Here is a 24788-nt window from a genome sequence, read left to right on the forward strand (position 1 = left end):
TATGAACATGAATATGCCTGTAAACAATGCTGCTCCGGTCAAGACTCAGGAGTCGGCCAAGACCGCGATCTCGGCCCTGTGGCGCCCGGCGCTGATCCAGGCGTTCGTCAAGCTGGACCCGCGCCAGTTGAAGCGTTCGCCGGTGATGCTGGTGGTCGAGCTGACCGCAATCCTCACCACGGTGCTGTGCCTGGTGCCGGACAGCAGCGTGCCGACTTTTGTCGCAGTGCAGATCGCCCTGTGGCTGTGGTTCACCGTGCTGTTCGCCAACTTCGCCGAAGCCCTGGCCGAGGGCCGTGGCAAGGCCCGTGCCGACAGCCTCAAGGCTGGCAGTGAAGGCCTGAGTGCACGACGCCAGGAGGCAGACGGCAGCTTTACGGTAGTGCCCGCCACCAGCCTGCGCAAAGGTGATGTGGTGCGGGTTGCGGCCGGGGAAATGATCCCTGGCGACGGCGAAGTCATCGAGGGTATTGCGGCGGTCAATGAAGCGGCGATTACCGGTGAATCCGCACCGGTGATCCGCGAATCCGGCGGCGACCGCTCGGCCGTCACCGGCAATACCCGGCTGGTCTCGGACTGGCTGGTGATTCGTATCACCGCCAACCCCGGTGAATCGACACTCGACCGCATGATCGCCCTGGTGGAAGGCGCCAAACGCCAGAAAACCCCCAACGAAGTGGCGCTGGATATCCTGCTGATCGGCTTGACCATGATCTTCCTGCTGGTGGTCGTGACCTTGCAACCCTTCGCCTATTTCGCCAATGGCAGCCTGCCCCTGGTGTTCCTGGTGGCGCTGCTGGTCACGCTGATTCCCACCACCATCGGTGGCCTGTTATCGGCCATCGGCATCGCCGGCATGGACCGCCTGGTGCGCCTCAACGTGATCGCCAAGTCCGGGCGCGCCGTGGAAGCGGCGGGGGACGTGCATGTGCTGTTGCTGGACAAGACCGGCACCATCACCTTCGGTAACCGGCGCTGTGCAGGCATCTATGCCGCGCCTGGCGTCAATGGCAAGGAATTGGCCGAAGGCGCGCTGCTGGCCTCGCTGGCGGACGATACGGCAGAAGGCAAATCCATCGTCGAATACCTGCGCGCCTTGCATCCTTACACCGAGCCCTCCGTGCAAGAGCTGACCGGCGTGCCGTTCAGCGCCGAAACGCGCTTGTCTGGGGTGGATTACCAGGGCCGCGTCTACCGTAAAGGCGCTGTCGATTCGCTGCTGGCGTTTATCGGTCAGCAACGCCAAGACCTGCTGCCCGCGCTGTCCCGGGAAGTCGACAAGATCGCCCAGAGCGGCGGCACTCCGTTGCTGGTGTGTGCCGACGGTAAATTGCTCGGCGCGATCCACCTCAAGGACGTGGTCAAGCCGGGTATCCGTGAGCGCTTTGCCGAGCTGCGCAAGCTGGGGATCCGCACGGTGATGGTGACCGGCGATAACCCATTGACCGCCGCCGCGATTGCCGCCGAAGCGGGTGTGGATGATGTGCTGGCGGAAGCCACGCCGGAGAAGAAACTGGCGCGCATCCGCCACGAGCAGAACGACGGGCGCCTGGTGGCCATGTGTGGCGACGGTGCCAACGACGCCCCGGCCCTGGCCCAGGCGGACGTGGGCATGGCCATGAATGACGGCACCCAGGCGGCGCGCGAAGCGGCGAACATGGTCGACCTCGACAGCGACCCGACCAAGCTGCTGGACGTGGTGCAGGTCGGCAAGGAATTGCTGGTGACCCGTGGTGCGCTGACCACCTTTTCGATTGCCAACGACGTCGCCAAGTACTTCGCCATCCTGCCGGCGCTGTTTGCCTCGATCTACCCGCAACTGGGGGTGCTTAACGTGATGCACCTGAACAGCCCGCAGAGCGCGATCCTTTCGGCGATTGTGTTCAACGCGCTGATCATCGTGGTGCTAATCCCCCTGGCCCTGCGCGGTGTGCGGGTGCAGGCGGCGAGTGCGGCGGCGCTGCTGCGACGCAACCTGTTGATCTATGGCGTGGGCGGGCTTGTGGTGCCGTTCGCCGGGATCAAGGCGATCGACATGCTGCTGACAGCGCTGCACCTGGTCTGACCCAACCCTGTAGGAGCTGGCTCCTACAGGTCACGAATCAATTGAGGAAGATGAAATGTCCAGCATGATCCGTCCGGCCTTGAGCCTGTTGGTATTGATGACCCTGATCACGGGCGTGGCCTATCCGTTGGTAGTGACCGGCGTCGCCCAGGTGGCCTTTCCCGACCAGGCCAATGGCAGCCTGGTGCGTGACGCCGAAGGCAAGGTGCGCGGTTCCAGCCTGATTGCCCAGGAATTTACCGGCGAGCGCTGGTTCCACTCGCGGCCTTCGGCGGGTGCGTTTGCCACCGTGTCCAGCAGTGCCAGCAACCTCGGCCCGAGCAACCCGGCGCTGGCAACGCGGGTGTTTGACGACGCCGCGAAAATCCAGGGCCCCGGCCAGGGCCCGGTGCCCCTGGCACTCTTGACTACCTCCGGCAGCGGTCTTGATCCACACTTGCCACCGCAGGCAATTGCCTATCAACTGGCGCGGGTGGCGGCGGCACGTCAGTTGCCGGTGTCGACCCTGGAGCGCTTGATGGACGAGCATATCGAACAGCCGCTGGTGGGGCCGCCGGTGGTGAATGTACTGGCGCTGAATATGGCGCTGGAAAAGTTGTAGACCGTTGCGCCGCCATCGCGGGCAAGCCCGCTCCCACACTTGGAATGCATTCCGGATGTGGGAGCGGGCTTGCCCGCGATGGCGGCTGCATGTACCCAACATCCCTAACTGAAAGAAGACTGCCCCATGAGTGACTCCGGCCGCGCCGACGCCCTCCTAGCCGACCTACCCAAGCACGGCCGTGGCCGGCTCAAGGTATTCCTCGGTGCCGCACCGGGCGTGGGCAAGACCTACGCCATGCTCCAGGCCGCCCACACCCAGTTGCGCCAGGGCGTCAAAGTGGTGGCCGGGGTGGTCGAGACCCATGGCCGTGCCGAGACCGAGGCCTTGCTCAGTGGCTTGCCCCAGCAGCCGCTGCTGCGCTCGGAATACCGTGGGGTGATGCTCGAAGAAATGGACCTCGACGGCTTGCTCGCCACCAAGCCCAAGCTGGTGCTGGTGGACGAACTGGCCCACAGCAACGCCCCCGGCAGCCGCCACGAAAAGCGCTGGCAGGACATTCAGGAGCTGCTCTCCGCCGGCATCAACGTATTCACCACGGTCAACGTCCAGCATCTGGAAAGCCTCAACGATCAGGTACGTGGCATCACCGGCGTGCAGGTGCGCGAAACCCTGCCGGACTGGGTCTTGCAGGAAGCCGATGAGTTACTGCTGATCGACCTGCCGTCCCGCGAGCTGCTGGAGCGCCTGCGCGACGGCAAGGTCTATGTGCCGGAGCAGGCGCGCGCGGCCATCGACGCATTCTTTACCCAGACCAACCTCATGGCCCTGCGCGAGTTGGCGATGCAGACTGCCGCCGCGCACGTCGATGACGATCTGGCCCAGGGCTACCGGCAATTGGGCCAGGCCGCGCCCGCGGTGCGCGGGCGCTTGCTGGTGGGGGTGGATGGCGACGCCGAGGCCGAACGCCTGGTGCGTCACGCCAGCCGTGTGGCCCAGCGCCGGCATCTGCCCTGGAGCCTGGTGCATGTGGACAACGGCCGGGTGCGTGACGAACAGTCTCGGTTGAGGCTGCAAAATGCCCAGCAACTGGCCGAGCGTCTGGGTGGCGAAGTGGTGTTGCTGCGTGCCGGCGAGGTGGCCAAGACCCTGATCCAGCATGCTGCCGAGCGCCGTGCCAGCCTGGTGCTGGTGGGGCAGTCGCGCCCGCGCTGGCGGCGCCGGCTGTTCGGTGGCGGCCTGGCGGCGCGTTTGTTGCGCAATGCCCGGGGCCTGGAAATCAATATCCTCGACAGCGATGGAACACCCGCCGCGCCGCGTTTGCCCGATGTGCGTGGCCTAGTGTGGTTCGATTACGCCCTGGCGCTGCTGGCAACGGTGCTGGCCAGTGCGTTGGCGTGGGCGGTGTCGAGTGTCCTGCCGCTGCCCAACATCTCTCTGGTGTTCCTCGCCGCAGTGCTGCTGGTGGCGGTGCGCAGCAGCCTGGGTCCGGCATTGGCCTGCGCTGCGCTGTCGTTCCTGACCTATGACTTTTTGTTTATTCCGCCGAATTTCTCCTTCGCTATCCAGCGTGAAGAAGATGTGCTGACCTTGCTGTTCTTCCTGCTGATGGCGGCGCTGACCGGCAACCTCGCCGCCCGCCAGCGTCGGCAATTGCAGGCCCTGCGCGACACCCAGGAAGAAACCAGCGAACTGCTCGACCTGTCGCGCAAACTCACCGCTGCCACTGATCGCCAGGCGGTGATCAGCGCAGCGGCTCATCATCTGCAGGGCTGGAGCGATTTGCAGTTGTGCCTGGTCAATCGCGACGGGCCCGGTGAGTGGAAGGTCGAGACCGGCGGGCCACTCATCTTTACCGAGGCCGAGCGCGCCGCCGCCGACTGGGCCTGGCAGCACGACCAGCCAGCGGGCATGGGCACCGGTACCTTGCCGTTTGGGCGTTGGTGGTGGTGGCCGTTGTCTGCTGAAAACGGTCCGCTGGGCCTGCTCGGCGTCAGCCCCAAAGCTGGCCTGGAGCTCAGTGGCCAACGTCGGCGCCTGCTCACGGCCTTGAGCCAGCCATTGGCCCAGGCCCTGGCCCGCGCCCAGTTGGCGCAGAACCTGGAGGCCGCCCGTTTGCATGGCGAGACCGAGCAACTGCGCAGTGCCTTGCTGGCCTCGGTGTCCCATGACTTGCGCACGCCGCTGACCTCCATGCGCGGCAGCATCGACAGCCTGCTGGCCCTGGGCGAAGCCATTCCCCTGGAAGATCGCCGCGAGTTGCTGGAAGGCACCCGCGACGAAGCCGAGCGCCTGGACCGCTATATCCAGAACCTGCTGGACATGACCCGCCTCGGCCATGGCGCCTTGAAGCTGGCGCGGGACTGGGTGTCGCCCGGCGATATCGTCGGCAGCTCCCTCGGCCGTTTGCGTGCAGTGCTGGCGCCGTTGCAGGTGAGTACCGATGTGCCGCCAGAGTTGCCATTGCTGTATGTGCATGCCGCCTTGATCGAGCAGGCGTTGGTCAATGTGCTGGAAAACGCCGCGCGTTTTTCACCGCCCCATGGCCGCTTGCAACTGCGTGCTGGCGTCGCCGAGCAGGCGGTGTTTTTTTCCGTCAGTGATGAAGGTCCGGGTATTCCCGAGGAAGAGCGGGCGAAGATTTTCGATATGTTCTACACCGCCGCACGGGGCGACCGGGGCGGGCAGGGCACCGGGCTCGGCCTGGCAATCTGCCAGGGTATGGTCGGCGCCCACGGCGGGCATATCAGCGTGACCGATGGCATCGACGGGCGGGGCACGTGCATCACCCTGTTCCTGCCGTTGCAGACCCAGCCGAGCCCGGACAGTGAAGCGTGAGACGCGGTGCGCTACTCTTAACTTTTTTCAGTGATTGTGATGGAACACCATGAACCAGACTGCGACGATTTTGGTCATTGATGACGAGCCGCAGATCCGCAAGTTCTTGCGCATCAGCCTGGCCTCCCAGGGCTACAAAGTAATCGAGGCCGGGACCGGCGCCGAAGGGCTGGCCCAGGCGGCCTTGAGCAAGCCGGACCTGCTGGTGCTGGACCTGGGCCTGCCGGACATGGACGGTCAACAGGTGCTGCGCGAGTTGCGCGAATGGTCGACGGCCCCGGTGCTGGTATTGTCGGTACGTGCCGGCGAAGGGCAGAAGGTCCAGGCGTTGGACGGTGGGGCCAACGATTACGTGACCAAGCCGTTTGGCATCCAGGAGTTTCTCGCCCGGGTACGTGCGCTGTTGCGCCAGGCGCCCACCGGCGAGGCGCAGCAGGCCGCCCTGCAGTTTGGCCCGCTGATGGTCGACCTGGCTTATCGGCGGGTGCTGCTGGAGGGTGTCGACGTGGCCCTGACCCGCAAGGAATACGCGGTGCTGGCGCAACTGGCGCGCCACCCTGGGCGGGTGATTACCCAGCAGCAGTTGCTCAAGGATATCTGGGGCCCGACTCATACCGAAGACAGCCACTACCTGCGGATTGTGGTGGGGCACTTGCGCCAGAAGCTGGCGGATGACCCGACCCAGCCGCGTTTTATCGTGACCGAGGCGGGGGTGGGGTATCGGTTGTTGGGGGCTGCTGAGGGCTGAGGGATTGTGGTTGCTGGGCCGGCGGCATCGCGGTATAGGTATCTACACAGCTCTTTCGTGGTTCTTGGGGTTGTGTCATATCCGTTTTTGCGGTTACGGCGGCTATTGGTTCCGCCCTTACGGCGGCTCACTTTGGAGAAGCGCCAAAGTAAGCAAAACGCTACATGCCCCACCACTCGGTGCCTCGCCTAGGCTCGGCATGCCCGCAGTCAGGCATTGCTCCGTGGGCCCGCCGCGATCGGCCATCCCTGGCCGTGTCGCGGCTACCCCGGCATCCATGCCGGGGTGCCCACTGCGCAATACCTGGCTGCGGCCATCGTGGTTTAACGGGGCGCCCAAGATCAAGATCAAAAGCCAGATCAAAAGCAGAGCAACAGCAACAGCAATGCCAAAGCCGGGGCGCGAAGCTCCATTCCCCCTGTGGGAGCTGGCTTGCCTGCGATGACGGTGTATCAGTCGATAAATGTATTGGCTGAGACACCGTCATCGCAGGCAAGCCAGCTCCCACAAGGGTACGCGCACGCTTCGGCGATCAGGTCGGCTGTCAGGCCGCCTCGCTTTGCTTGTGATTTTGATCTTAGGCGCCCCGTTAAACCACGCTGCCCCCCAAATCAATGTCGGATGACGGGCACACCGAGCCTAGGCGAGGTGCCGAGTGGTGGGGTAAGAGCCCTTTTGGTTACTTTTGGCTGGGCCGGCACTCCGGGCTCTTTTCCAAAAGTGAGCCGCCGTAAGGGCGGAACCAATAGCCGCCGTGACCGCAGCAACGGATATGTACACAACCCCAAGAACCACGAAAGAGCTGTGTAGATACCCATGCCGCGATAGGGCCTCAAGCCCCAGCGAAGATCTCAACTCTGCTCACTCTCATACCGATCCAGCGTATCGCTGGCAATCTCCCGCCCCAGCGCGATCAATTCCGGCGCCTTGTAGAACTCGAAGAACCGGCACACGCGCTTGGGTACGTTGATCAGCACATCCGGCGGGTAGCCGGCAATTTTGTACTGGGCCAACGACGTCTGCATCACCTCGAAACTCTGGTTGATCAAATCCAGCAGCGACGCCGGCCCGACGTTGTCGATGATGAACGAACCGGTTGCCGACTTGGGGGCGCCAGCGGTTTCCGGGGCTGCGGCCGGTTGCTGGGCTTCCGGCTCGGCGCCTTCGAGCCAGGGGTTGATATCGGCGGCCTGCGCCTGCAGCGCTTCCTGTTCCAGCAACAATAATTGTTCGGCCTGCTTGCGCCGAAACGGCAGATGGGAACCCAGTGAACGTACCAGGTTGTCGAAGCGGCTCTTGAACGCAGGCGGGCGCTGGATCACCGGCAGGCTGTAGTGTTTCTGGTTGGTGGCGTTGAGGTTGACCGCAATGATCAGGTCGCAATGACTCGACACCACCGGCACGATAGGCAGCGGGTTGAGCAGGCCGCCATCCACCAGCATGCGGTTGCCTTGCATCACCGGAGTGAACAGGCTGGGGATCGCTGCCGAGGCGCGCATCGCCTGGTGCAGGCAGCCTTCCTGGAACCAGATTTCCTGCTGGTTGGTCAGGTCGGTGGCGACCGCCGTGTAGGGAATGCGCAGGTCTTCGATATTGATCTCACCGACGATCTTGCGGATCTGCCCGAAGACTTTTTCGCCGCGTATCGCCCCCAGGCGAAAGCTCACATCCACCAGGCGCAGCACGTCCAGATAGTCCAGGCTTTCGATCCAGTTCCGGTAGTCCTGCAGTTTGCCCGCGGCATAGATCCCGCCCACCACTGCCCCCATGGAGCAGCCGGCGATACAGGCGATTTCATAGCCGCGTTTTTCGATCTCTTCGATCACCCCGATATGGGCGTAACCCCTTGCTCCGCCTGAGCCCAGGACCAATGCAACGCGTTTTTTCATGACTGGATCCTTCGTAAAACAGCTGTCCACAATGCACCCAAGCAGGGGGCTGCTTCAATCCTAGCGGAGCAGAACGATAATTTTCGTAAGCCGAGCTATTTGCTCGGGTATGCTTTGTCTATCGGCGCTGGGCATTTCAGGCTGTGTGATAAGGCACTTTTCGATGTAGGCAACGTCTACATCCCACGACTGTTTTCTTTTCTTGAGGTGTCATTGATGAAAGCCTGGATGTGTTTGCCTGTGATTGTGTTGGCCCTGGCCGGTTGTGCCGGCAAAACGGCCTATCGCGATAGCTGCGGCAGCCAGCTGGATGCCGCGTGGCACGAGCTGGACCTGGCCAAGGCCGAAGGTTTTGCCGGTACGGTCAGCTATTCCAAGGCCCTGTCGTTGCTGACTGGCGCCAAGACCCAGCAGCAATTCGAAGCGTTCGAAGGCTGTGCCAGCAAAGCGCAAAAAGCCCGTTTCTATATTCGTGAGTCGCGCGCGGGCCGTTGATCCGCGTCAGCGTAACGCGTTGTTGGAGTGGTTAAGGTGGTCCCAGGCGCCTGTTTTGTGCGGGTGTATGGCGGTTGTTTGACAGGGGAAACAGCATGTCGGCGTTGGTGGATCAGTTAGTCGCCCAGGTCATCGGCCTGGAAGTCGGATTGTTGAGTTGTCAGGCGCGCCTGGCGGCGGTGACCGATGACGAGGCGCTGCACGACCTGCGCACCACCGTGCGCCGCCTGCGCAGCCTGTTGCGCCCTTTGCGCGGGCTGCCCGGCGTCGAGCAATTGGAGGCCGCCGCCAGCGCGGTCGGCCAATTGACCACGCCACTGCGCGACCGCGAAGTGCTGGCGGCCTACCTGCAGCAACATGGCCATCACGAAGCGGCGGCCCGGCGTCTGCGCCAGCAGCCGCAGACTTATCGGCAGGTGGCCCAGAGCGCGGAATTGGCGCAGCTGTTGCAGATCATGGCCGCCTTTCCGCGATTTATCCGCGCCTCCCAGCATCAAAAACTACTCAAGCGCCTGCGCGCCCGTATCGAAAAACGCCTGGGCAAACAATGGCAGGCTCTCGAGGTGGCGTTGCACGATCCCGACCACGACCGCCATCGCCTGCGTTTGTTGATCAAGCGCGTGCGCTACGCGGCCGAGGCCTACCCGCAATTGGGCCAGGTACCGGCCAAGGCCATGTCCCGTCTCAAGTCCGCCCAAGGCGCCCTGGGCGATTGGCACGACTGCTGGCAATGGTTGGCGCAAGCCAGTCTCCAGGCAGACTTGCAACCTTGCGTTGCAGTCTGGCATCGGACCATGGCCGAAGCTGAAGGCAAAGCCGATCGGGTACTCGACAAGCTGGCGGCGGATTGTTTCTGAGCCTGCGGCTTATCTGTCTGGGTATTTGGCCGGAATAAGTGCTGTACCGGGCTGGCGCGCTGGTTAAGATCGCTCATCGGTTTTCTTGATGTGAGGTCGCCATGCGCTTTAGTGATTTGCTCGACGCTGCCCGTAACAACCCGTTGGACGTGTCTATTCCGGCCGAGTGGGCCCAGGGTCGCGCCACGTTTGGCGGGCTGGTTGCCGCCTTGCAATACGAAGCGTTGCGCGCCCAGGTGCCGGCTGATCGCCCATTGCGTTCGTTGGCCGTGACGTTTGTCGGGCCCGTGGCGCCCGACGTCTCCGCCCGTTATAAAGTCGAAGTACTGCGCGAAGGCAAGGCCGTCAGCCAGTTGCTGGGGCGGGTGGTGCAGGACGGTGAAGTGATGACCCTGGCCCAGGCCAGCTTCGGCGCATCGCGGCCTTCAGAGATCGACGTGCCGGCCTTGCCCGCGCCGACTTTCAAACATTGGGACGAGTGCCAGGAACTGCCCTATATCAAAGGCGTGACGCCTGAGTTCATGCGCCACTTGGCGATGCGCTGGAGCGTCGGTGGCTTGCCGTTCACCGGCAATAAATCCCGGGAAATGGGTGGCTGGGTGCGCTTGCGGGGGGATGTGAAAGAAGAGCCTTTGACCGAAGCCCATATCCTCGCGCTGGTGGATGCCTGGCCGCCGGCGCTCTTACCGCACCTGAAGAGGCCGGCACCCGGCAGCACGCTGACCTGGACCATCGAATTCATCCAGCCCCTGGCACAGTTGACGACCCTGGACTGGTGCCAGTACCACGTCCATATCGAGCATGCCCGTGACGGTTACGGTCATGCTGCCGCGATGTTGTGGGGGCCTGACGGCCAGTTGATCGCTATCAGCCGCCAGACGGTGGTGGTCTTCGCCTGACCCGGCCTCAGTGGCGGTGGCGCTGACGCCAGGCGTGCCACCAGCCACCGCTGAGGACAAAACGCGGAAAGGTCACGAACTGCTCGACCACCAGGCGCTGCACTGCATCTTTACGATCACTGAACGGCTCGCTGGCCTGGGCTTCCAGGCTATGACCGTGGCGTTGCAGCGCCAGGCCGGCGAGTACGCCGACCACACCGATGGCGAAACTGGCCAGGCTCAGGCTGAACACGCCGGACACAATCAGCAGAAACCCGACGATGAACAGCGGCACGGCAATCAGGTGCAGCACCAGGTTGGTCGGGTGCTGATGGTTCTGCGGGTAGGCGCGCCATTGCCAGGCAGGGAGATTGGGGTGACGTTTGCCCATGATGATAAATCCTCTGTCCATTGAAACTCGATGGACAGAGTTTAGGTCGGGCGGGCAGGGGCGGCGAATTGGGGTTGGCTATGGGGGTTATAGCGTTTTGATCGATCCGCCAGCGGCAGGCGCTGGCTGATCGGTCAAACGTCACAGTTTGAGTTGGCCGATGGCCTTGCTCAACTCGCCGGCCAGGGTTGCCAGTTCATTGCTGGTGGTCGCCGAATCCACGGTCTGTTGCACGGTGTTTTCCGTGACATCGCGAATACTCACCACCGCGCGGTTCATCTCCTCGGCCACATGGCTCTGCTGCTCGGCAGCCACCGCAATCTGCGTGTTGCTCTCGCGCATCTGCGCCACGGCGCTGGTGATTTCGGCCAGTGAAGCGCCGGCTTCCTGGGCCTGTTGCACACAGTCGTCAGCCTTGAACGAGCTTTCCTGCATAAAGTCCACCGCATCCCGGGTGCCGGCCTGCAGGGCCGAGACCATGCGGGTGATTTCATCGGTGGAGCTTTGCACGCGCTTGGCCAGGTTGCGCACTTCGTCGGCCACCACCGCAAAGCCGCGCCCCATTTCCCCGGCGCGGGCCGCTTCGATGGCGGCGTTGAGGGCCAGCAGGTTGGTCTGTTCGGCAATGCTGTGGATCACGCCGACCACGCCATTGATTTTCTGGCTGTCCTCGGCCAGCTTCTGGATCATTTCTGCGGTTTGCTGCACACCGGTGGACAACCCGGCAATCGAGCGCTGAACCCGGGTTACCACTTCCTGACCGCTGCCGGCCAAGGTGTCGGCGGTCTGGGACAAATCGCGAGTGGCACCGGCATGCTGGGCGATGTGATACACGGTGGCGGTCATTTCATTGATCGCGGTCGCCGCCTGATCGGTCTCGCTTTGCTGGCCGAGCATGCCGTGCTGCACCTCATTCATGCTGCTGGCCAGGCGTGCCGCGCCGTCATCCAACAGTTTGGCGGTGCGCGCTACCGTACTGACCACCCGCTGGTAGCCGGCCTGCATGGCGTTGAAGGCACTGGCCATCTGCCCGACCTCGTCCTTGCACGCCAGGGGCACGCGGGCCGAGAGGTCGCCGGTTTTCTCAACGTGCAGCATCACGTCTTTCAAGGTGTTGAGTTGGGCGAGCAAAAAGCGGATCAACAGTTGCGAGGCACAGAGCATGGCGAGCATCAGGATCAGCACCGCCACCGCGTAGTTGGTAAAGCGCTCGGTAAACACCTGGCTCAGGCTCGGCGCATAGGCCAGCACGGCGACTTGTTGGCCACCGGCGCGGGAGATGACTTCGGCGCCCAGCAACGGGTTTTCGCCGAACAGCGGCATATGATTGAACTCGACCCAACCGTTGGCTTCGCTCAGGGCTGACAGGTCCTGGTCCGCCAACTCGGGCGCCTGGCCCCGGGCAAACGCCAGCCAGTGCTCGCCCTGGGGCAGCGGCTGCCCGGCCGGCCAGGCGCTGAGCAAGCGGCCCTGGGCTTGTGCCGAGGCTTGGGCGGCATGGCTGCGGGCCTGTTGTTCAAGCTGCACGGCATACAGCACCAGCAGCAGCGTGGTGATGAAAGCGACCGCATTCACGGCCCAGAATTTGTACTTCAGCGAGATATTGCTAAGCCAGGCACCCATGGAAGGTTTTCTCTGATAGCGGAAACAGTATTGGCAAGGTGCCAGTATTGTGCCGCTATCCGGAAAAGGGGTGTTGATATGGGTCAATGCACCGCGTCAATCCGGCACAGGCAGGCCGAAAAACGCACGGGCGCAGGCGGTGCTGTGCTGGGCCAGGTCTTCCAGGCTTTCTTCTCGGTGCAGGGCCACTTCGCGCAAGACTTCCGGCAGATAGGCCGGCTCATTGCGCCCGTTCTTCGGTTTGGGGCGCAGGGTGCGTGGCAGCAGGTAGGGCGCATCGCTTTCCAGCATCAAGCGGCCCCGGGGGATTTCCCTGACCAGTGGGTGCAGGTGCGTGCCACGCCGTTCGTCACAGATCCAGCCGGTGATGCCGATATGCAGGTCCAGATCGAGATAACTGAACAGCGCGCGCTGTTCGCCGGTGAAGCAGTGCACCACGGCGGCGGGCAGTTGATCGCGGTAATCGCGCAGGATCTCCAGCAGGCGCTGGTTGGCGTCCCGTTCGTGGAGAAACACTGGCAGTTGCAATTCGACGGCCAGTGCCAGGTGGGCTTCGAGGACCTTTTCCTGCTGGGGGCGGGGCGAGAAGTCCCGGTTGAAGTCCAGCCCGCATTCACCCACGGCACGTACCCGCTCCTGGCTGAGCAGGTCACGCAGTTGCCGGGCGCTGTCGGCGTTCCAATCACTGGCGCTATGGGGGTGGATACCGGCGGTGGAGAACAGCCGTCGGGCGCTTTGGTCCCAACGCTGGCACAGCTCCAGGGCCTGTTCGCTGCCTTGCACACTGGTGCCGGTGACAACCAATTGGCCCACGCCGGCGGCATAGGCGCGGTCGAGCACAGCCTGGTGTTTGTCGTCGAAACTGGAGTTGGTCAGGTTGACGCCAATATCAATGAGTTGCATGGTGCTATCTCCGCCTGCGGCCGGAAAGTCTATCAGAGCTGTAGATTTATAAGAAAAACCAAGAACTACAACGAGTTATCGCTGTCTTTGAACGTCGCAAGTCACACCGTGGTTGGCCGAAGGCCTGCTGCTGTGCCACCCTTGCGCCCAAAGTCTGCGCCTCTGGCGCTCTGTTTCTGTCCCCCAATGCGGCGTTTTTCGCGGTGCATGGGGCCTTGTTCTTTCCGGAGAGCGGATGATCCGACCCTCGGCATTGCTTATGGTGTGCCTGACGCTGCTGCTGCCCACGGCGGCGGTTGCGCGCCTGGACGGGCCGCTGGAAGTGACCAAGTCGGGCAAAGTCCGTGACCTGGCAGAAATCCGCAGCAGCCGCACCTTGCGGGTGCTGGTCAACCAGAGCCGCAACAGTTCCGGTGAAGTCCAGGGCCAGTCGATTGGCGTTGAGTACCACCGCCTGCGCGCCTTCGAACACTACCTCAACGGCCGCGCCCGCGACGGCCAGGAAATCAACCTCAAGATCATTCCCAAAGCCAAGGATCAGTTGCTGGGGGCGTTGGCCCGTGGTGAGGGTGACCTGGTGGCGCCCGGCGAACTGCTGGATACGACGGGGGCGCACAAGATCAGCAGCAGTGATCCGATTGCCAGCGACGTGCCGCTGTGGCTGGTGGGCCTCAAGGGCGAGCGGCGGTTTACCCGGCTGGAGCAGTTGTCTGGGCGCACCCTGGCCCTGACCACGGGCAGCGCAGCGGGGGAGGCGGTCAACCAGATCAATCAGAAGCTGGCACTGCGCAAGCTGCCGCCGGTCAAGGTGGAATGGGTAGACCCCAGCCTGGCGGTGGAAGATGTGCTGGAGATGGTCCAGGCGGGGATCTTCCGCCTGACCATTGTCGAGCGGCCGATTGCCGAGCGCTGGTCAAAGATCCTGCCCAAGCTGCGTTTCGACAAGCAAGTGGCGATCAGCGAGCCGGGCGAAGAGTACTGGTTCGTGCGCCAGGATGCCTCGATGCTGCGGGCGAGCATCGACCGCTTCCTGAAAACCTACAAGACTCCGTCGGACCAGGACGTGGCCTTCCAGCGCATCTATCGTCGTCTCTATCAGGTGCGCTACCCCTTGGCGCGGGCTGATCGCCAGCGCCTGGAGAAACTGCGCCCGGTCCTGCAGAAACACGCCCGGGAACAAGGCATGGACTGGCTGAACCTGGCGGCCCTGGCCTTCAAGGAATCGTCCCTCAACCCCGCCGCGAAAAGCGGCAGCGGGCCGACGGGCTTGATGCAGATCACCCCTTCGGCGGCCCAAAGGGTGGGAGTCAACAATATCCAGACCCTGGACAGCAATGTGCAGGCGGGGGCGCGTTACCTGGCATTGATTCGCCGCAAGTTCTTCGCCAGCCCCAAGCTGAACGAGCGCGAGCGTATGGCGTTCGTCCTGGCGGCCTACAACATGGGGCCGGAGCGGGTGCAGGGCATGCGTGCCGAGGCGCGCCGCCGGGGTTTGAACCCTAATCAGTGGTTCTTCCAGGTCGAGCGCATCGCCATGGAGCAGGTCGGAATGGGCGGCGTCAGCTATGTTAATAGCGTGAACAAGTACTACTTGGCCTTTGATCGGGAACGGGACTCCCTGGAGCCGGTGACGTCCAAGATCGTCTCACGCAAATAATCTAATTATTAGATATTGATTAGCGCTTTTTTCGGCTTTTATCATTATCTAAACTGATTAATATAGCGGCCAACCAACCCCCTTCATCGAAAAGGATTAGCAATATGAGCCCAATGATCAAAAACCTCCTGTCCACCCGTGCCGGCTATGGCCTGACCGTCCTGCGGATTTTTGTCGGTATCATTTTTGCCGCCCACGGTTCGCAAAAACTCTTTGGCTGGTTTGGCGGCGGCGGCCTGGCGGGCACGGCGCAGTGGATGGAGAGCATCGGCCTGGCCCCGGGTACCCTGATGGCATTGTTGTCGGGCGGTACTGAGTTCTTCGCCGGCCTGGCGCTGATCATTGGCCTGCTGGCACGCCCGGCGGCGCTGGGGTTGACCATCGTCTCGCTGGTGGCGATTTTCTCGGTGCATATCAGCAACGGTTTGTTCATGGCCAACAACGGCTATGAGTTCGCCCTGGCGCTGCTGGGCGGCACAGTGGCGGTGCTGTTTGAAGGTGCTGGCAAGCTGTCTGCCGACCGCGCCATCGCCAACTGATCGCGCAGCTCACCTGTTAAAGGCCCGCCTCGCGCGGGCCTTTTTCGTTGTACGGGATTCTTGACACTGCCCCACCGGCTTCTCTAGGATGCTGCATGCGCCGATTTAAACAGCTAATTGCGGGGCGCCACAGGGACTCGCTGCAGTCCCGACAGAAGCCTGCTCCAGGTTTCGAAATACCGCTAAAGCGCTGGTTCGGTGTTGCCTCTCACCTGCCCGCAGACTTTTGAGGCAGAGACACGACACGATGAATGCACTACGACCTCTTGTACGCCTGGCCCCGATCACTGCGGGCCTGACTCAACGCAATCCGAAAATTCTCCTTGGCGGCAAGCACCAGCCGACGTTGCTGCGTTACCTGGATGGCTGGCCCCGGCGGACTGGCCGACCTTCGGCGTTCCTGATCCAGTTTGTCGAAGATGGCGAGTCCCTGGCGCGCTTTGCCACAAACGGCTTTGACCTGGCGGTAATCCAGGCGCCGAACGCTGAGGATGCCAACGAGTTTATTCACCACCTGACCCGCGTGGCGCGCCAGGGTTTGATTACCCGGCGTTAATCGAGGCTTAGAGAACCACGTTCAGTAGAACGCTGCGGCAGGTGGATGTTGGCGACGGCGACGCGAGATAAAGATCCCCAGGCCCAGCAGGCTCACTATCAGTGGCACGGTGATCGTCGTGAGCACCACCACAGCGAGTTCCAACCGGCGGACGCTCTTGTAGGCTTCTTTTTCCAGGGTGTGAAGCTCCATGCGTAATCGCAGGCGTTCTTTGTTTAGCGCTTGCAACAGCGTATTTGAAGAGATGGCCTGAGTCTCCAGCATGGAGGACGGCGTGTTCAGCAACCGCCATTCCTTTTCCGTCTGGGCCAGCCGTTGCTCCATCAGGGCAGCCTTTTTTCGGTAGGATTGCGCAGCCTCGTGGCGCAGCCTGTCCAGCAACCCGGGCTGTTGCCGGTCGCTTGCACGAGGGCTGATAGCACTCAGGGTGTCGGGCGCCGCCAGGTTATCCAATGTATTCAAGACAAACCGGGCATTGCCCGGGCGCCGCGCTTTCTGTCCGTTGGCATTGCGTGCGGCCAGCCAGACGCGGTCGCTGAGCATGTCAATATCGGCGACCACCACTACATGGATATTGGTCGCCTTTTGCAGTGTGGCCTTCTGGCCATTGCTGCCGTCAGGGAATGCGGAGTAGGCGGGCCCTTCGATACGGGCTGCGATCACATTCGGCCGGCCACGACTGACGGCCTCGCCAATCATGGAGGCGAATTCGTCCGGTTGAGTGAAGCGTACCCCATCGAACGTACTGGCCTGCCCGGAACTCTGGAGCAGCGGGGTGAATGTGGTGCGGCTTTTTTTCAGCGGCACGAGTGTGCCTGGATTCAACAGTGTCACGCTGTCAACGCCCCAGGTGCTGACGTCCTGTTGCGCCATCGCTTCTCGGGGCAGGGTGAGCGCCCCGGGATGACGCACGGGCGGCTGGCCGCTGGTCACGACCACCGGCGTTGCATAGAGGTTGTCCGCCAATACCTTATTCGCTGGCATCTGCACGCCCCAGGCGGCGAGCAGGGTTTGCAGGCCGGTGGTGTCGGCGGTTGAGTCCTGATCGTTCAAGGGGTCGACAAACATCATCAGCTTTCCCCCTGCCAGGACAAATTGGTCAATGGCAAAAAGTGCCTGTTCCGGCAGCCGAGAGGGCTGGACCACCATCAGGGTCTTGATGTGAGCGGGGATGCGCGAGGTGTCGCTGCCCAGGGTCATCAGATTGAACTGGCTGCGTATTTCCTTGAATAACTGCCACGGCGGCGTGGCTTCCTGGGTGCGTCCATTCAGGTTGCCGTCCATGGCTAATCCGTAGATCAGGCCGATGGTGGGTTGCTCCTCGCGGGCGACGTTGTGGATCAGGCGACTGATCTCATATTCCAGGAAACTCGCCTGGGCGGGGTCGAATCGTTCGATTTTCTGCGGCTCATGGTTGGCACGGGTGCCGATGAGTCCAAACAGTCCTTGCTGGCTATCCAGGCCCAGTAACTCAGCCTTGTACTCGTCCTCTGAAAAGGGGGCTGGATCAATCAGGTGCAGCGTAACATTGCCTTTCGACGCACTTTCATAGGCCTTGAGCAGCAGGGCAATGTACTCGCCATGGTTGTTCAGGGCGTCACTTTTGCGGGGATGGCTCCCATTGAAAAAATACAAATCCATGGGGGTTTCAAGTGCCGCGAGCAGGGCGTCGGTCGAAGGTGACAGGGTGTGGATTTTTTTCTCTGAAAGGTCCAGTCGATAGTTGGGCAGTTTCAGTACCCATACCAGATTGAAGGCGAGAAAAAGCAGGGCGATGACGCTCAACGTCACGCCGAAGTTTATAAGGTTCCTCATGGGGATTTCCTTTCTCAGCCTTTTCTGAAGTTTAAAGTTAGGGTGGTTGCGGTGAGGAAAGCGATGATCATGCTTATGAAGTACGACGTGTCATGCAGGGTCAGGAGGCCGCTGTCTATCGCGCTGAAACGTACCCGCGGGTTGAGTGAAATCAAGCTGTCGATCACCCAGATAGGGGCCTGATGGGTCAGCATGTCCAGCACTGACGATAAAGTGCTGGTGAGCAATAATAACGCGAGTGTGATGCCGAAAATAATCAGGCGATTATAGGCCACTACACAGACAAGGCAGGAGAATGAGAGATAAGCGCCTGCCAGTAACCAACTCCCTATGAATTGGCCGAGGATGGTTGAGTTGTCCGCCATGGCCAGATAGTTAATGATGATGACCAGTGGGAAGTCCAAGGCTAGTGTGAGTGCGCAAACGGTCCAAGCGGCCAGGAACTTGCCCAATGTCAGTTCGAGGGCTGAGACCGGCAAGGTATTTGTAAAGGAACGTGCATTTTCGTTGTGCTCATCCGACCAGAGCAGTGTGGAAATAAATGGAATGAAAAAAAGATAAAGCCAGGGGTGAAACTGGAAGAAGGCGTGAAGGTCTGTCGGATTTCCGTTTAAGAAGTTTCCTACATAAAAACCTAGTGTGGTGTTAGTAATCAGAAACATAGCGACGCCAAAATAGGTGGCCGGGCTCGACAAGTAGTTGTTGAGTTGCCGTTTGAATATCACGGGTAGACGTTTCAATTGGGTGCCTCCTGGCTCAAGTGGTGGATGACGTCGCTCAGGCGTCCCGGCTCAAGGCTCAAGGTATTGATCTTCCAGCGACGGTTGGCGACCAGGGCATTGATGTGGGGATAGATGACCTGCCCTGGCATCGCGAGTACCGTCACGCTGCCGTAGGCGTGCCGGTCTTCTTCGATGCCAGCCACCCCCGGAAGCACGGCCAGCGCCAATAGGTCCAGGGGGGTATCGGCGGCCAGGGTGATTGCCTGGTAATGGCGCGAGCTACGCTGCAGCTCGGTGACAGGGGCGTCGGCGAGCAATCGGCCCTCGGCCAGCACCAGCGCCCGTTGGCAGATGCAGGAGAATTCTTCGGGGTTGCGCGAGGCGACAATGACCGTCATGTCTTCGGTCAACGACTGGATGAGGGTGCCGACCTTCTGTTTTTGCAGGGTGTCCAGGCCCTCTGTGGGTTCATCGAGCAGCAGCAGCTTGGGGTCATGCAGGATGGCCTGGGCCAGCGCGACTTTGCGCCGGTGCCCTGGGGGGAGGGCTGCGACAGGTGAGTCAAGTACTCGCCAAAGTTCCAGGCGGGTGATGGCGCGATCAACCATCTTGCGCTTTTCCAGGCCACGGAGTCCGCGAACTTCGGCCATGAAACCCAGAAAGCTTTTTACCTTCATATTGCTGTGGCTGAGGGCGAATTCAGGCTGGTAGCCTATTATTTTTTTTGCCTGTATCGGATGGGTCGCGATATCTATGTCATGTATTTTTATATTGCCGGAAGTTGCGGGGGTTGCGCCTGAGAGCAATTTGAGTAGTGTGCTTTTGCCAGCGCCATCGTGTCCGAACAACCCCAGGCATTCCCTAGGGCGGACACTGAATGTCATATTGTCGATGGCAATCGCTCGTCCCGTTTTTTTTGTTAGATTGGTTATTTCGATCATTAGGCTTTTCTGCTTGGTTGTTTGCCGGGGCATGCTGAATATGCAGGGGGCTCAATAAGCCTGTGTGTTCAGGTTGAGAATTGCCGAGGGTGGAAAATGAAAAGTATTGATCAAGTGTTTCAGGTGCGGCTTTGTTAAAAAATGGTACGTTCAATAGGGGCGCTTGGAAACGCTAAAGCACTTGAATAAGGTAAGTCCTACATGTGCCTCAATCACTCGCTGAAACAATTGCGTTGTTTTTGCAGGATTGTTGATTTTGATTTGAAAAATGGCGTGTATATGAAGTACTACGGTAATGGAGTCCGACACTCATGATGCTTCTACGTACTCTTGTTCTTGAACACTCTGGTCATGATTCCCCCGTTAACGGTGCATTGCTCTGTTGTTTTGCGATACCGCAAATTGCTTCCAACTTTCTTGTCTACAGTCTGGACGAGGAGGTCGAACCCGGAAGCTCTCGGGTCTACATCGCCGCGTTGCGCAAAAAGTCCGAGCGGTATTTTCTTGGAAGCATCGAGTCCAAGGAGAGCCTGCAACTGGCAATGAGCGTCCTCAAGCAAATCATCACCCTTGCCACGGCATCTGGGGGCAATGCCGCCGGGCCCCAGGTGCCTTATCATTTCATTGACCTGAAGGGCAGCAAGCTACCGACGGCCCGACCGGAGGATCACCACTCGCTGATGATCAAGAAGGCATTGGTGATGAAGGTGATCACCCTGGGCACTTCAGTCATTGGTCTGCCCGCGATAGAGAGCACCGAGTTGATTGTGCCGTCTATTCGCTTCTCGTCAAAAATGGTATCGCCACCGGGTACGGCAAATCGTGAGGATATGACGCAGGAGCCCCATGAGGAGCCAGTGGTCGTCTTGCCTGAGCCATTGCCTCCACCGCCGAAGGAACCGGAGGCACAGGAGGTATCTGCACCGCAGGCCCCGGAGCCGCAGCCGGTTGCACCGCCCGCAGTCGTCCCGCCAGTCGTGGCGGCGGATCAGTCGTCCCTGCATGAAGTAGACACCACGCTGACCAATCTTGCCCGTGTGGCGCATGAGTTGACGCAACAGAAACGCGCAGTGCTCCAGCAGCAGGAGGCGCTTGAACTGCAAAGGGACCAGCTACTACGGGAAAAGGCCACATTGGAGCAGGCCAATCAACAGTTGGCCGCGCAGGAGCTTGCTTTGCAGCAGCGAGCCGAAGCGTTGAATAGCCGGGAGGAGCACCTGGCCCGGGATGCGCAGTTGCAGCAGGCAGAACAACGCCGCCTGGAGGGCTGGGCTCAACAGATGGAAGATGAGTCGTTCAGGCTACAGGCGCAGGACCGGGCATCCCAGCAACAGGCTGAGCAACTGGCGACCGGGCTGGGGCAGTTGTCGGGCTTCAGGGGCGACTTGAAGGCACTGCTTTATCGCCTGGATGGCACCCTGTTTCCTGTGGAAAATGTTGAGCAGCAATCCAGTAAATTGCTTGGTGCCGATTGACCGGGGAATCAGGCCTGGCTACTTTCTGGCGTTCATTTATCATCAGACCCGGCCGATTGCCGTCAGGCAGCCAATGCATCCTTGGCTGATGCAGAGGGGGTTTGAACCAATGGATATTTCCTGGGGATGTGACGCTTTTGAGTACCAAGCTGATTACCAAAGAAGGTCATGAGGCACTGAAAAAAGAGCTCGATTACCTGTGGCGAGAGAAACGTCCTGATACAACGCGCAAGGTGACGTGGGCTGCTTCGCTGGGAGACCGCAGCGAGAACGCCGACTACCAGTACAACAAGAAGCTGCTGCGTGAAATCGATCGCCGGGTGCGTTACCTGCGCAAACGCCTGGAAGATATGCGGGTGGTGGAGTACATGCCCGAGCAGGAGGGCAAGGTGTTTTTCGGCGCCTGGGTGGATATCGAGAACGAGCAGGGCGAGACCAAGCGTTTTCGCATCGTGGGTTATGACGAGATTTATGAGCGCATGGACTACATCTCCATCGACTCCCCCATGGCCAGGGCCTTGCTGCGCAAAGAAGTGGATGATGAGGCCATTGTGCAGACGCCAAATGGCGAAATGTGCTGGTGGATCACAGGTATCGAATACATCAAGTAACTGTGAGTGGCCCGCTCCCCAAGGAGGAAGCGGGCCATTTTTGTTTCAGCCTTCGCGCAGTACCGCCAGTGGGCTGGCGTTCAACGCGCGGCGTGTACCGAACACTCCGGCACCACCGATCAGCACTGCACCGATCACTGGCAGCACCAGCAACCATGGGTGAGGGTGCCAGACCAGGTCGAATGCGTAGCGATACAGCACCAGGGTCACCAGCTCGGTACCCAGTGCCGCCAGCAACCCGCTGACCGCGCCCAGCAGCCCGAACTCGATACGCCGGGCCTTGACCAGCAACTTGCGCTCCGCGCCCAGGGCGCGCAACAAGGCGCCCTGGCGGATGCGTTCGTCCAGGGTGGCCTGCAGGCCGGAGAACAGCACCGCCATGCCAGCCGCGAGGACAAACAGCAGCACGTATTCCACGGCCAGCGTGACCTGGGCCAGGATGCTGCGCAGTTGGGCCAGCAGCGCCTCGACCTGCAGGATGGTCACGGCCGGGAAGGCCCGGGACAGGTCGACGATCTGCTGGTCATGGCCGGCGGCCAGATAGAAGCTGGTCAGGTACGTGGCCGGCAGGTCCTTCAGGGTGCCAGGCTGGAAGATCATGAAGAAGTTGGGTTGGAAATTGTCCCAGTTGATCTCCCGCAGGCTGGTGACCCGGGCTTCACGGTTTTCCCCGCCAACGGTAAAGATCAGGTGGTCGTTGAGCTTGAGCTTGAGGCTTTCGGCGACCTTGGTTTCGACCGAGACCCCCGGTATTTCATCGCTCGGCTGATCCGCCCACCAGGTGCCCGATGTCAGGGTATTGCCAGGGGGCAGGTTGGCCGCCCAGGTCAGGCTCAGGTCTCGCTGTATCGCCCGATCGCCACTGGAGTCCTTGCTGACAATTTCCTGCACCGGTTCGCCGTTGATGCTGATCAGGCGTCCCGGCACCACCGGATACAAGGGCGCGGCCTGTGCCTGCAGTTCAAGCAGGCGGGCACCGAAGGCGTCCTTGTCGGCCGGCAGGATGTTAAGCGCGAAATAGTTGGGGGCATCCTTGGGCAGTTGGTTCTGCCAGGTGTCCAGCAACTCGCCACGCAGCAGGGCGATCAAACCCATCGACAGCAGGATCAGGCCGAACGCCAGGGACTGGCCCGCCGCCGCCAGCGGGTGGCGCAACAGTTGGCCCAACCCCAGGCGCCAGGGCAGGGCAGCACGCGCCAGTAGGCGGCGCAGGCTTTGCAAGAGCAACAGCAGCAGGCCACCGAGGAGCAGCGCGGCGATCACCCCGCCGCCCAGCAGGGCGAAGGTCAGCACCAGGTCCAGGCTCAGGCGCCACATGATCAGGCCCAGGGCAAACAGCGCCGCGCCATACACCATCCAGGTGCTGGAGGGGATTGGCAGTAAGTCGCGTCGCAGCACCCGCAACGGCGGCACTCGGCCCAGGGCCGCCAGAGGGGGCAGGGCAAAGCCGGCCAGGGCCACCAGGCCGGTACCGATGCCGGCGACGGCCGGTAGCAATCCGCCGGGTGGCACGTCTGCCGGCAACAGGTCGTTCAACAGGTAAAACAGGCCCAGTTGGGCGAACCAGCCCAGAGCTGCACCGGCGAGGCTGGCCAGCAAGCCCAGGACGGTCAGTTGCAGGCTGAACAGCAGCATGGTTTCCCGTCGCGACAGACCCAGGCAGCGCAGCAGCGCACTGGCGTCGAAGCGGCGGCTGGCAAAGCGGTTGGCCGACAGGGCTACGGCGACGCCGGAGAGCAACACGGCGACCAGACTGGCCATGTTCAGGTAGCGCTCGGCCTTGCCCAGGGCACCACCGATCTGCTGGTTGCCGTCCCGCGCATCCTGCAGGCGCTGGTTGGCGGCCAGTCCCGGGGTGATCTGGTCGCGGTAGGTTTGCAGCGCGACACTGGCTGGCGGCGCACGCCACAACTCGCGGTAGCTGACCCGGCTTCCCGGCTGCACCACGCCGGTGGCCTCAAGGTCGGCCAGGTTGATCATCACCCGCGGGGTGAGGCTGTAGAGATTGCCGGCCCGATCCGGCTCATAGGTGAGTACGCGGGCCAGGCGCAGGGTCTTCAGGCCGACGTCGATACTGTCGCCGACTTTCAGATCCAGTGCGGTCAGCAGGCGGGCCTCGACCCAGGCTTCGCCGGATTTCGGCCCGCCGCCCGGGGTGTCTTCGGCGAACGGTTCGGCCGCGCTTTTCAACTGGCCGCGCAGCGGGTACTGCTCGTTGACCGCCTTGATGCTCGATAACTGAATACCGTTGTCGGTGGCGATGACGCTGGAAAACTCCACCACCCTGGCATGTGCCAAGCCCAGTTGCGTGCCACTGGTTATCTGCTCGGGCCGGGCCGGGGAACTGCCCTCCAGCACCAGGTCGGCGCCAAGGAACTCGGTGGCGCGCAACAGCATCGCGCCGTTGAGTCGTGCGCCGAAGTAGCCGATGGCCGTGCTGGCGGCTACGGCCACCAGCAGGGCGAAGAATAGGACGCGCAACTCACCGGCGCGGGCATCGCGCAGCAATTGGCGCAGGGCAAGGCTGAACAGGCGCAACAGCGGCAAACGTGCCATCAAGGCTCCAGGGGCTCGACCATCTGGCCGGCTTCAAGGCGGATCAGGCGTCGGCAGCGATGGGCCAGCCGCTCGTCGTGGGTCACCAGTACCAGGGTGGTGCCGTTCTCTTTGTTGAGCTCGAACAGCAGGTCGCTGATGCGCTCGCCGGTGTGGCTGTCGAGGTTGCCGGTGGGTTCATCGGCAAACAGTACGTCCGGCTCGGCGGCGAACGCACGGGCAATGGCCACTCGTTGTTGCTCGCCACCGGAGAGCTGGCGGGGCGAGTGAGTCAGGCGCTGGCCCAGGCCGACCCGTTCGAGCAAGTGCCGGGCGCGTTCGCGGGCGTCTTTGCGACCGTCCAGCTCCAGGGGCAGCATGACGTTTTCCAGGGCATTGAGGCTGTCGAGCAATTGGAATGACTGGAACACAAAGCCGACGTGTTCGGCGCGGATGCGCGCCCGTTGATCTTCGTCCAGGACACTCAGGGCCTGGCCGGCGAGGGTGACTTCACCGCTGCTGGGCAGGTCGAGCCCGGCCAGCAGGCCAAGGAGCGTGGATTTTCCCGAGCCGGAGCTGCCGACGATAGCCAGGCTATCGCCCTTGTTCAGTTCCAGGCTCAGTTCGTGCAGGATGGTCAGTTCACCTTCCGCGCTGGGAACCACTTTGCTAAGGTTCTGCGCGGTGAGAATGCATGCGCCCATGGAGA

Annotated in this window: 21 protein-coding genes; 12 read left to right on the top strand and 9 right to left on the bottom strand. The window is 61.7% G+C overall.

The window, feature by feature from the left end; all coding sequences use genetic code 11:
- The first annotated feature begins 1 nt into the window (after nt 1).
- The 4 genes from kdpB (at nt 2) to PSH73_RS08605 (ending at nt 6192) form a co-directional block, all read left to right on the top strand.
- Nucleotides 2-2065, top strand: a complete 2064-nt coding sequence (kdpB, locus tag PSH73_RS08590; RefSeq protein ID WP_120732371.1) for a potassium-transporting ATPase subunit KdpB — start codon at nt 2-4, stop codon at nt 2063-2065.
- A gap of 55 nt (nt 2066-2120) precedes the next feature.
- A complete protein-coding gene (gene kdpC / locus PSH73_RS08595; protein WP_057439203.1) occupies nt 2121-2666 on the top strand; it encodes a potassium-transporting ATPase subunit KdpC in 546 nt (181 codons plus the stop codon).
- 126 nt (nt 2667-2792) lie between these two features.
- Nucleotides 2793-5444, top strand: coding sequence for a sensor histidine kinase KdpD (locus PSH73_RS08600; protein WP_057958913.1), 2652 nt, complete (start codon nt 2793-2795; stop codon nt 5442-5444).
- Between the two features lie 49 nt (nt 5445-5493).
- Complete coding sequence (locus tag PSH73_RS08605; protein WP_057439201.1) at nt 5494-6192, top strand: response regulator; 699 nt, start codon at nt 5494-5496, stop codon at nt 6190-6192.
- Between the two features lie 851 nt (nt 6193-7043).
- Here the strand turns inward: PSH73_RS08605 and PSH73_RS08610 are convergent.
- On the bottom strand, nt 7044-8081 hold the full coding sequence (locus tag PSH73_RS08610) for a patatin-like phospholipase family protein (RefSeq protein WP_057958915.1): 1038 nt from the start codon (nt 8079-8081) through the stop codon (nt 7044-7046).
- Nucleotides 8082-8297: 216 nt separating this feature from the next.
- Here PSH73_RS08610 and PSH73_RS08615 point away from each other — a divergent pair, with 216 nt between their 5' ends.
- The 3 genes from PSH73_RS08615 to PSH73_RS08625 all read left to right on the top strand — a co-directional run bounded on the left by PSH73_RS08615 (nt 8298) and on the right by PSH73_RS08625 (nt 10332).
- Complete coding sequence (locus tag PSH73_RS08615) at nt 8298-8576, top strand: hypothetical protein (protein WP_057958916.1); 279 nt, start codon at nt 8298-8300, stop codon at nt 8574-8576.
- A 95-nt stretch (nt 8577-8671) separates the two neighbouring features.
- Nucleotides 8672-9433 carry a CHAD domain-containing protein gene (locus tag PSH73_RS08620; protein ID WP_305462237.1) on the top strand — a complete coding sequence of 254 codons (762 nt, stop codon included), beginning with the start codon at nt 8672-8674 and terminating at the stop codon, nt 9431-9433.
- 101 nt (nt 9434-9534) lie between these two features.
- A complete protein-coding gene (locus tag PSH73_RS08625) occupies nt 9535-10332 on the top strand; it encodes an acyl-CoA thioesterase II (RefSeq protein WP_305462239.1) in 798 nt (265 codons plus the stop codon).
- Between the two features lie 7 nt (nt 10333-10339).
- Here the strand turns inward: PSH73_RS08625 and PSH73_RS08630 are convergent, their stop codons facing one another.
- The 3 genes from PSH73_RS08630 to PSH73_RS08640 all read right to left on the bottom strand — a co-directional run bounded on the left by PSH73_RS08630 (nt 10340) and on the right by PSH73_RS08640 (nt 13228).
- Nucleotides 10340-10702 (bottom strand): Mpo1-like protein, encoded by a 363-nt coding sequence (locus PSH73_RS08630; RefSeq protein WP_057439198.1) that lies wholly within the window; start codon nt 10700-10702, stop codon nt 10340-10342.
- Between the two features lie 141 nt (nt 10703-10843).
- Entirely contained in the window at nt 10844-12325 is a 1482-nt protein-coding gene (locus PSH73_RS08635; protein ID WP_198792389.1) for a methyl-accepting chemotaxis protein, read from the bottom strand.
- Between the two features lie 96 nt (nt 12326-12421).
- Entirely contained in the window at nt 12422-13228 is an 807-nt protein-coding gene (locus PSH73_RS08640; RefSeq protein ID WP_057958920.1) for a TatD family hydrolase, read from the bottom strand.
- Between the two features lie 235 nt (nt 13229-13463).
- Here PSH73_RS08640 and PSH73_RS08645 point away from each other — a divergent pair, with 235 nt between their 5' ends.
- The 3 genes from PSH73_RS08645 to PSH73_RS08655 all read left to right on the top strand — a co-directional run bounded on the left by PSH73_RS08645 (nt 13464) and on the right by PSH73_RS08655 (nt 15980).
- Entirely contained in the window at nt 13464-14885 is a 1422-nt protein-coding gene (locus tag PSH73_RS08645) for a transglycosylase SLT domain-containing protein (RefSeq protein ID WP_057958921.1), read from the top strand.
- Between the two features lie 104 nt (nt 14886-14989).
- Nucleotides 14990-15424: a DoxX family protein gene (locus PSH73_RS08650; RefSeq protein ID WP_057439195.1), complete on the top strand. Its 435-nt coding sequence runs from the start codon at nt 14990-14992 to the stop codon at nt 15422-15424.
- A 247-nt stretch (nt 15425-15671) separates the two neighbouring features.
- The gene (locus PSH73_RS08655) at nt 15672-15980 is read left to right on the top strand and encodes a class I SAM-dependent methyltransferase (protein ID WP_120732376.1); all 309 of its coding nucleotides are present in this window, start codon (nt 15672-15674) and stop codon (nt 15978-15980) included.
- Nucleotides 15981-16001: 21 nt separating this feature from the next.
- Here the strand turns inward: PSH73_RS08655 and PSH73_RS08660 are convergent, their stop codons facing one another.
- From PSH73_RS08660 to PSH73_RS08670, 3 genes are read right to left on the bottom strand one after another with little or no spacing between them, the layout of a single operon-like run.
- Entirely contained in the window at nt 16002-17795 is a 1794-nt protein-coding gene (locus PSH73_RS08660) for a Gldg family protein (RefSeq protein ID WP_120732378.1), read from the bottom strand.
- Nucleotides 17796-17809: 14 nt separating this feature from the next.
- On the bottom strand, nt 17810-18535 hold the full coding sequence (locus PSH73_RS08665) for an ABC transporter permease (RefSeq protein ID WP_057439193.1): 726 nt from the start codon (nt 18533-18535) through the stop codon (nt 17810-17812).
- The gene (locus tag PSH73_RS08670; RefSeq protein WP_305462244.1) at nt 18532-19458 is read right to left on the bottom strand and encodes an ABC transporter ATP-binding protein; all 927 of its coding nucleotides are present in this window, start codon (nt 19456-19458) and stop codon (nt 18532-18534) included. The genes PSH73_RS08665 and PSH73_RS08670 overlap by 4 nt, the downstream gene beginning before the upstream one ends.
- Before the next feature lie 311 nt (nt 19459-19769).
- Between PSH73_RS08670 and PSH73_RS08675 the strand changes: the two genes are divergently transcribed.
- The gene (locus PSH73_RS08675; RefSeq protein WP_057958926.1) at nt 19770-20933 is read left to right on the top strand and encodes a hypothetical protein; all 1164 of its coding nucleotides are present in this window, start codon (nt 19770-19772) and stop codon (nt 20931-20933) included.
- 137 nt (nt 20934-21070) lie between these two features.
- Nucleotides 21071-21544, top strand: a complete 474-nt coding sequence (gene greB, locus PSH73_RS08680; protein WP_057439191.1) for a transcription elongation factor GreB — start codon at nt 21071-21073, stop codon at nt 21542-21544.
- 45 nt (nt 21545-21589) lie between these two features.
- Here greB and PSH73_RS08685 read toward each other — a convergent pair whose 3' ends face one another.
- Together PSH73_RS08685 and PSH73_RS08690 are read right to left on the bottom strand one after the other, a co-directional pair.
- Nucleotides 21590-24100 carry an ABC transporter permease gene (locus PSH73_RS08685; protein ID WP_057958927.1) on the bottom strand — a complete coding sequence of 837 codons (2511 nt, stop codon included), beginning with the start codon at nt 24098-24100 and terminating at the stop codon, nt 21590-21592.
- The gene (locus tag PSH73_RS08690) at nt 24100-24783 is read right to left on the bottom strand and encodes an ABC transporter ATP-binding protein (protein WP_057439231.1); all 684 of its coding nucleotides are present in this window, start codon (nt 24781-24783) and stop codon (nt 24100-24102) included. Before PSH73_RS08690 ends, PSH73_RS08685 begins: the two co-directional genes overlap by 1 nt.
- Between the last annotated feature and the right edge of the window lie 5 nt (nt 24784-24788).

Origin of the sequence: Pseudomonas sp. FP2294 (genome assembly GCF_030687625.1) — a bacterium.
Lineage (GTDB): Bacteria > Pseudomonadota > Gammaproteobacteria > Pseudomonadales > Pseudomonadaceae > Aquipseudomonas > Aquipseudomonas shahriarae.